Origin of the sequence: Rhodococcus mengyinensis, from assembly GCF_048381435.1 — a bacterium.
Classification (GTDB): domain Bacteria; phylum Actinomycetota; class Actinomycetes; order Mycobacteriales; family Mycobacteriaceae; genus Rhodococcus_F; species Rhodococcus_F opacus_D.
In genome coordinates, this window is sequence record NZ_JBLWIT010000022.1 from 1 (window position 1) to 7,437 (window position 7,437).

The 7,437-nt window shown below is 62.6% G+C and carries 8 protein-coding genes; 3 read left to right on the forward strand and 5 right to left on the reverse strand.

From position 1 onward, the window contains the following. Positions 1–10: 10 nt before the first annotated feature. The 3 genes from ACNJ7E_RS02660 to ACNJ7E_RS02670 all read right to left on the reverse strand — a co-directional run bounded on the left by ACNJ7E_RS02660 (position 11) and on the right by ACNJ7E_RS02670 (position 2,638). Entirely contained in the window at positions 11–1,270 is a 1,260-nt protein-coding gene (locus ACNJ7E_RS02660; protein WP_418339027.1) for an ISL3 family transposase, read from the reverse strand. A 42-nt stretch (positions 1,271–1,312) separates the two neighbouring features. Next, the gene (locus ACNJ7E_RS02665; protein ID WP_418339035.1) at positions 1,313–1,918 is read right to left on the reverse strand and encodes a winged helix-turn-helix domain-containing protein; all 606 of its coding nucleotides are present in this window, start codon (positions 1,916–1,918) and stop codon (positions 1,313–1,315) included. Between the two features lie 507 nt (positions 1,919–2,425). Further along, complete coding sequence (locus ACNJ7E_RS02670) at positions 2,426–2,638, reverse strand: zinc finger domain-containing protein (RefSeq protein ID WP_418339036.1); 213 nt, start codon at positions 2,636–2,638, stop codon at positions 2,426–2,428. Between the two features lie 372 nt (positions 2,639–3,010). Here ACNJ7E_RS02670 and mihF point away from each other — a divergent pair, with 372 nt between their 5' ends. Further along, positions 3,011–3,328, forward strand: a complete 318-nt coding sequence (mihF, locus tag ACNJ7E_RS02675) for an integration host factor, actinobacterial type (RefSeq protein ID WP_005564740.1) — start codon at positions 3,011–3,013, stop codon at positions 3,326–3,328. A gap of 81 nt (positions 3,329–3,409) precedes the next feature. Here the strand turns inward: mihF and ACNJ7E_RS02680 are convergent, their stop codons facing one another. Further along, positions 3,410–3,751: a histone-like nucleoid-structuring protein Lsr2 gene (locus ACNJ7E_RS02680; protein ID WP_418339038.1), complete on the reverse strand. Its 342-nt coding sequence runs from the start codon at positions 3,749–3,751 to the stop codon at positions 3,410–3,412. A 650-nt stretch (positions 3,752–4,401) separates the two neighbouring features. On the opposite strand from ACNJ7E_RS02680, the gene ACNJ7E_RS02685 reads away from it, so the two are divergent. Then, positions 4,402–4,911, forward strand: coding sequence for a helicase associated domain-containing protein (locus ACNJ7E_RS02685; RefSeq protein WP_317571230.1), 510 nt, complete (start codon positions 4,402–4,404; stop codon positions 4,909–4,911). Positions 4,912–5,204: 293 nt separating this feature from the next. Here the strand turns inward: ACNJ7E_RS02685 and ACNJ7E_RS02690 are convergent, their stop codons facing one another. Beyond that, on the reverse strand, positions 5,205–6,314 hold the full coding sequence (locus ACNJ7E_RS02690; protein ID WP_317571229.1) for a hypothetical protein: 1,110 nt from the start codon (positions 6,312–6,314) through the stop codon (positions 5,205–5,207). A gap of 304 nt (positions 6,315–6,618) precedes the next feature. Here ACNJ7E_RS02690 and ACNJ7E_RS02695 point away from each other — a divergent pair. After that, positions 6,619–7,427 (forward strand): IS5 family transposase gene (locus ACNJ7E_RS02695; RefSeq protein ID WP_418338899.1). Its coding sequence is split into 2 segments (ribosomal slippage): positions 6,619–6,952 and positions 6,952–7,427, totalling 810 coding nucleotides; the frame shifts between segments, so codons are not numbered across the junction. The last annotated feature ends 10 nt before the right edge of the window (positions 7,428–7,437 follow it).

Here is a 7,437-nt window from a genome sequence, read left to right on the forward strand (position 1 = left end):
GGCTCTCTTGTCATGAATGTGGATGGGTTGCCGTGTGATACGGGAGGGTGAGGGTGACGGGTCCGCAGGCGAGCAGGATCAACGCGAGAGCATTCTCGGCGGTGTGGAATCCGTAGGCCCGGCGGATAATCAGCCTCACCTTGTTATTCAGTCCCTCATGGCGTCCGTTCGCGAGGCCTCGTTCGACCGCGGCGGTGATGCCGTCGAGGTGCTTTCGGATGGTGCGTCCGAGTTTGACGAACTGCGGGATCCGGCAGCGCTGCGCCCAGGCACACCATCGGGCGAGCATCTCGAGCACCACCTCGTCGTCGAGATCGCCGGCGAAGACCGCGCGCAACGCCTCCTTGAGTTCGTAGGCCCGGACCAGTGCGCCGCCCTGCCGTTTGAGCGCTTTCAGTGTCGAAGCCTGCTTGGCGGACAGGCTTTCGGGATTCTTCAAAAGCGCCCACCGCGCACCTCGATAGGTCTTGGCGATCTGCTTGTCCGAGAGACTGCGGGCGTGCTGCCACACCTGGCGACGCACGTCGTCGAGGGCGTCGGTGGCGAGTTTGACGACATGGAACGGGTCGAAACAGATCGTCGCCTGCGGGGCATGCTCACGCACCGCCTTGACGTAGGCCGGTCCGAGGTCCATCGACACCGCCTCGATCCGCTCCGCGGCCCCCGCGGGCAGGGTGTCGGTGAAGAAGGTGCCGAGCGCGGCGGCGTGCTTGCCCTCGGTGCCCCAAACGATCTTGCCGGTCTCGTGGTCGGACACCAGCGTCAGATACTTGTGGTGGCGGCGCCACGAAATCTCGTCCACCCCGATCTCGACCAGATTCGTGAATCGGTCGGGGTCGAGTTTGTCGGCGACGACCCGGCCGCAGATCGCGCCGACGGTGCGCCAGGTGACCCGGCAGAACACCGACACGGTGGACTTGTCGGTCTTGGTGGCCAGCCACACCGCCAGGTCCTCGAAGTCGCGAGTGAACCCGGATCCGGGTCGGGCGAAGTCCACCGCCTCGACCAGCACCCCGTGCTCGGGGCATCGCAGTCGCCGGCGGCGCATCGTGAGCACACAGACGCGTCCACCCAGGTCGAGGTGCCGCCACGATGAGTCCACCTCGCGGGTGTCGTAGCGATGAAGGGTTGAATAGTCGCAGTGCGGGCACCGCATCCGGCGGCGGTGGGGGCGCACCGCCACCCGCACCCGATCGTCGGCGATCTCGACGTCGCGGACGGTGGCCTGCGGTAGGCACAGCAGCCTGTTGAGTAGGGTTGAAGCGCGCACGGGTCATCTCCGATGGTGACGGATGTGTAGGAGCTTTCGACCCTACGGGCGGCCCGTGCGCCCACCCCCACACCACCTGCCCTTATCACATGCAGGGCCATCCACATTCATGGCAGAAGAGCCTTTTTTTATCCGCGGCCACTCGTTCTCGCGCCAGGCGACGATGGCGTCCTCGTCGCGTTCGACTGCCCGCCGTGCGGGACGCTGGCGGCTCCAGCCCAGCCTGGTCCGCAGGATCGTCCAGGTCTGGGTGGGTCCGTAGGTCACGCCGGTGAGCCGCTCGATCACGATCGCGACCCGGCCCAGCGTCCACACCCCGGTCGCGAAGCCGTGAGCCTGGGGCCCTTTCAGCAATTCCTCTCGGATCACGGCGATCTGGGCGTCATCGAGCCGGGACCGACGTCCCGCGCGACCGGCACCTTCCAATGCCTCGTTGCCTCCTTCGATCCACTGTCGATGCCAGCGTGAGGCGGTCTGCTGGGAGACCTCCAACTCGACCGCGACATCCACCTGCCGCCGCCCTGCGGCGAACATCTCCGCGGCCTGCATCCGCCGGTCACGCAACGCCCCGAGGTCACGGCGACCGCCGCGCCGCTTGACTTTCCGGGCGTCGGACCCCACGCCGGAACCGGTTTCCTTCCCTGCCATTCATCAATGATCAAGCAGCACGGTGCGAATCACGCGCAACGACACACCCTATTACCGAAACATCGTTAGGACCATCGCCCCGAGCATCTACTCGTCGAGACGCTATGGGCGGCAAAGCATCGTCATCGCCGGATAACGCCGTCGCAACCATGCGTTCCGACAATTCCATACTTGTCCAACAGCGTGTTGAACAAATACGTGGGTAGGGTAACAGCATGTCGTCGCAGTCTGCACCGTAGTTACTTGGCGGCTGCGTCGCCGCGCGATGAACGCCCTTTCCTTCAATTCGGTGAGGCGGACACCAGTCGATTCTCGATGGGGATGAGTCGGACATTCGCGTGCAGGATGTCGTAGGTGTAGTTTGGCCATCGCCAACGGAGCGGTGGCCCCGGCCAGTAGCGGACGACGTTGTTGCAGCGGCCCCTACTAGGCAGGAGCCAGATGGTCGGAGCTTGCTGGTCGTGGGATCCTGTGCATCAGCCGCCACGTCGGATTCAGGGGCGCACTTCACCCGTCGAGGGAGCCCCCAAGCTCGCCATCATCACGCTCCGACTTGGACCCACTATCTGGAAGCTCTTCCGAGTCAGGCCATTTAGCGAGTTTCACGCGGTGAAGGCAGGGGATCTTCCGCACGTACCCGTCCTTGGTGACACACCGTTCACCAATGCCTACGCGGCAGTGCGGACAGGGGATATGAGCAACGAACTCGAATGGATCCATCACTCACCTCCACGACCATGTATGGCGAATCATGCCGCACCGACACACACGCCACCACCGACACCATTGCGCAATCCATCCGAGCGCACGAAACTGAGGAACCTTCGACCGCCCCTCCTAACGCCGGCACGGAGGTGGGTAGCACGCCGACCCAAGCTCATGCACCTCGAAGTATCGAGAAGCGACTCTGCGACGATGACCACCCAGACGACGTATTCTTCGAATACACCGTCGCCCACATCCGTAGACGTAAGAACAGCCATCCGGAGGTCGGTCCCAACCGCTCAAGACGCGGACATTTCCGTTCCACCTGGCACGATGGCAAGGGACAGCCACACGATCTGGCCGAACAACGCAACAAGGAGCACCATCATGGCACTGCCTGTCTTAACACCCGAACAACGCGCCGAAGCACTGGCGAAGGCCGCTGAAGCACGCAAGGCGCGTAGCGAACTCCTCTCCGCAGTGAAAGCTGGCGACCTCAGCGTCGAAGCGGTACTCACGAAGGCCGAAACAGACGAAATCGTGAAGAAGACGAAGGTCTCGGCGCTGCTCAAGGCTCTCCCCGGCGTCGGATCCGTGAAGGCCGCGAAGCTCCTCGAGGAACTGTCGATCGCCGAGACCCGTCGTATCGGCGGACTCGGAGCCAACCAGCGCCAGGCACTGATAGAAGCGTCGTCCGCCTCCTGACCTTGGAACTGCCACAGCCTCCGGCCAACTCGAAGTGAGCTGGCTGGAGGCTGTTTGTCGAATTCGCGCGAAGGCGTGGACTCAGTGAGCGGCACTGTACGCTTCCTCGATTTGAGCGGGGATACGTCCGCGCGCGGACAGCTGATAGCCCTCCGTGGTCGCCCATTCCCGAATTTCCTTTGCCCGCTTGCGCCCCTGCGACGTTTCTACTGAAGGAGTCGACCGACGCTTCCTTCCGCCGACTCGAGTTGCGTGCTCGATGTAGTAGGTAAGAATACTGCGGAATTCCCTGGCGTTCTTGTCCTTCAGGTCGATCTCGCAGTCGACGCCGTCGACAGAGAACGCAATCGTCTCCCCGTTACCGTTCTTGATCGGAGTTCCGTCGATGTCGTCGATGTATTCGACAACAATCTTGCGCGCCACTGTTCCACTCCTTCATCGTCGATAACCCGGGGAACACTACTGCGAAGTAATGTTCCCCTGCCACTCCGTGACAGGTTTCGAACAGAACACCGCTGATTCCAGCGTTGAGTAGGGCGGCGCGATCACTGCCCACTCGGCATAGGTCCCGGCTCACAACTCGCATCGCACTGGAGCCGCGAAAATTCAAGCAGTCCACATCCCGCCGACGGCAGGGCCTCTGATTCACGGGCATGCGCGCAACCATGATGCCCCACCGCCAGCTGATACTCCTGGACCTACGCGGCCTGAACACCAACCGCGACAATGAATCCCCGATAGCGAGATGTCATATTCTCGGCGGGCGCGGACCTTCGGAGCCCGCGAGGAGCAACAACATGCGGCCATTGCGAGGATCCCTCGGATGTCCACACAGCTCAACAGGACCCCGAACTAAATGAATGCGACACTTCCAGATCCCGCTGATGCGAACGGAGGGAATGCCTTCGGCCGTCTCACTGAGGACGACTGCAAAAGGACACGATCGGGCAATCTGGTGAACAGATGCTCGCCGACAGTCCGGTGGTCGCCTCACCTCGATCTGGGCGATTTTCATGACACGCGGTCGATGTGGTTGACATCGCTGAAGAAGAAGCTATGTACTTTACAAATATATGGATTCCACAGAAGGACTGATCTCGATGCGTACTCACCGGTCCGCAGCCTCGGCGCTGGAGCTGTACTCAGCATTCCGGCAACAACATCCTCACACAGCGATACCCGAGAACTACGTAACTGAATGTGGCTTCCAGCTCGGTCGCTGGCAGTACCGCCAGCGCGTCGCGCGAATGCTCGGCACTCTTCCGGCAGAGCGCATTCACCAACTCGATTCAATCGGCTTCGTATGGAGCGAAGACGACGACGCCCCACTACCCGCGGTCACCCGGACAGACAGCAAGCGACGTCGAATGCTGGCCGAGATCGCCGCTTACCGTGAGCAGCATGGCAATGCACTCGTTCCCGCGAACTATGTCAACGCTGACGGCGAGCAGGTCGGTCAGTGGCTCTACCGGGCAGTGAAGAAGTGGAGAGCCGATGCGCTACCAGACGAAGAGCGTGGCCCACTCGCCGCACTTGGAGTCTCTCCCAGTCCCCGCCCGCGCGGACCGAGAACCGCAGCGTAGCCACCGATCCCGACCCAACAGTCCCTCCGTCTAACAGGCATAGAGCAGTCTCTGCATCTTCGCACTATGCCCATTGCGGAGGTCCTTAGAAATCCAGGTGCGGGAATTGTCGTACGCCATCCGCCTGCGCGGTCGGACGTTCCCATGCCGTGCAATACGTACGCCCGTATTGCACGGCGGAATCCTCACCCACCCTCAAACCTCTCGGCGAAGGACACTGTTCAGCGTTCACTCACTGGGACAGGACTGCCCTACAGGGTCTTGTGCATTCCCGGCGGTCGCACCGCCCGCGACTACGCCAGGCCCATCTGCGCGAGCAGCTCCTCAGTGCGACTTAGGATCGCGTCGGCCTTCCGATCGATATCCTCGAACGCCTCGGCGAGGTCTCCCAATGCCCGGACATCCGCATACTTCCGAGCGATAGCCGCCTCATACTGATCGGCAAGTGTGTCCGGGCCGAACGATGTGAAGTCCATCCCGTTCTCGGAGCCGTCGACACAAGACGAGGACACCTCATCTTCCACCTCGACATCGGCAAGCCTGTCCGTCGGATCGGAGCGGGAATGACTCGCCGAAGTGACTCCCGTCAGATGCGCAGTAACGATCGCCGTGACCGACTTGCCGGACACCCCGCGGCGATCGCGGCGGAGTGCGGCGAAATGTCCCCACTGATCGAAGCTCGGCAGCAGGGGCCCGTCCTGGCCCTCCCGCAGACCCGGCAGCTTCCCGTAGGGCTCCACTGTGTCATCGGCGATTTCATGAGCACTGGCAAGACTTCGAGCGAGCACTCGGTTCGAGGGGTAGCGATCGAAGAACGCCTGAAGGCGTGCCCATCTCAGGTAGATCGCGACAGGGCAGCACCGAGGGTCGTCCGCTAATGGGTGCAGCTCCACAGCGTGTCCGGCGCCGACGGCCACGATACTCCCGTCATACGTGACGTCGCTCCGTTGAAGGTCCCCCACCTCGATCGCGGACATCCCAACAATGCAGTTGAGCACCAGGATGAGCGCATCCCTTCGGCCAAACAGTCCTTGTGGCCAACCGACAGTTGGCAGCGTCAACAACGCCCCGCGTGCGGTGCGAGAGAGATCGTCGCGTCTACCTGCACGTGCTGACAGAACTTGGCGGATCACTCGAGCAGACCCAGGCGTGGGGTACCCACTGGCGTTGTGCACCCAATTGATCGCTGCGACACGGCGCCGTTGGGTGGACTGAGCCGCCGGATGCTCGTCAAGGAAGCTCGCGAGGGCAAGGGGATCAGCGGGGAGCGCCGACGCCGCCAGCGCAGTACACCAATCAGCGAACAGAGCCCAATCGTATCGGTACTGTGCACCCTGACCCCGCCGGGGAAACAGCGCGGAAAAATCCTGCACGCCTTTGATTTCCGACTGCCCGATCGTCACAGTACGAGGCTATGCAATACGATGCCGCCGATCACGCACCCGAGCCATGTGTCCCCCAGAGAGTTCTCTTCCCGAGTCGGCCTGCTGCCCCCTCCGCACGTTCGGCCTCGTCCTCCGGGCCAGCCGCGCAACTGACGAAGATGCAACCGCACGCTCACCAAAGCCCCGCCCTCTGTCACCTTCGCTCCCAATAGCGAGATCGGGCCCGGAGCCCAACTCTTCTTACGCTCGCTCCCAAGACCACTCACGACACTAAGAGCGTGTCTCATGTGGATGAAGTGATGTGTGGGACATAATGTGACGCGTGGTAGATGAGTTGTCACTGAGGTTGTTTCCGGATGCGTTGTGGGAGATAGTCGAACCGTTGATACCGCCTTTTGTCGCCCGGCCACAGGGAGGCGGCAGTGCGCCGGCCGATGACCGGGCGGTGTTCACCGCGATCGTGTACGTGCTCACCAGCGGATGTGCGTGGCGGCACCTGCCGCCCTCGTTCGGGGTCACGGTTCCTACTGCGCACCGAAGGTTTACCGCGTGGGTGGCAGCCGGGGTGTTCGAAAAACTGCATCGTAAGGTGCTCGACCAACTCGGTAGTGCGGGCGAACTCGACTGGACGGCAGCAATCCTGGACGCGGCAAGCGTCCGGGCAAAAAGGGGGGATCGCTGACCGGCCCCAGTCCCGTCGACCGCGGCAAGAAGGGATCGAAGATCCACGTCCTGTCCGAAACAAACGGAATCCCACTGGTCGTGGGCGTGACCGGGGCGAACACCCACGACAGCACGATGCTGCAACCAATGGTGGCAGCGATTCCGGCAACGAAGTCCAGGCGCGGACCACGCCGACGCAAGCCGGGAAAGCTTCGCGCCGACAAGGGCTACGACTACGACATTCACCGACGGTGGCTGCGCGAACAAGGCATCGTCCCGCGGATCGCCCGCCGCGGCATCGAGCGAAACGACCGCCTCGGCCGGTACCGGTGGAAGATCGAACGCACCATTGCCTGGCTCACCGGCTACCGACGTATGACCATCCGCTACGAACGCCACGGCGAACACTTCGCCGGCTTCCTTCACCTCGCCGCCGCACTCACCTGCTTCAAGAAACTCCCCACATGAGACACGCTCT

Bases quoted from the DNA above. Each gene is read 5' to 3' on its own strand.
- ACNJ7E_RS02670 (WP_418339036.1), bottom strand. From the start codon at position 2,638: ATGGATCCATTCGAGTTCGTTGCTCATATCCCCTGTCCGCACTGCCGC.
- ACNJ7E_RS02665 (WP_418339035.1), bottom strand. From the start codon at position 1,918: ATGGCAGGGAAGGAAACCGGTTCCGGCGTGGGGTCCGACGCCCGGAAA.
- mihF (WP_005564740.1), top strand. From the start codon at position 3,011: ATGGCACTGCCTGTCTTAACACCCGAACAACGCGCCGAAGCACTGGCG.
- ACNJ7E_RS02685 (WP_317571230.1), top strand. From the start codon at position 4,402: ATGGATTCCACAGAAGGACTGATCTCGATGCGTACTCACCGGTCCGCA.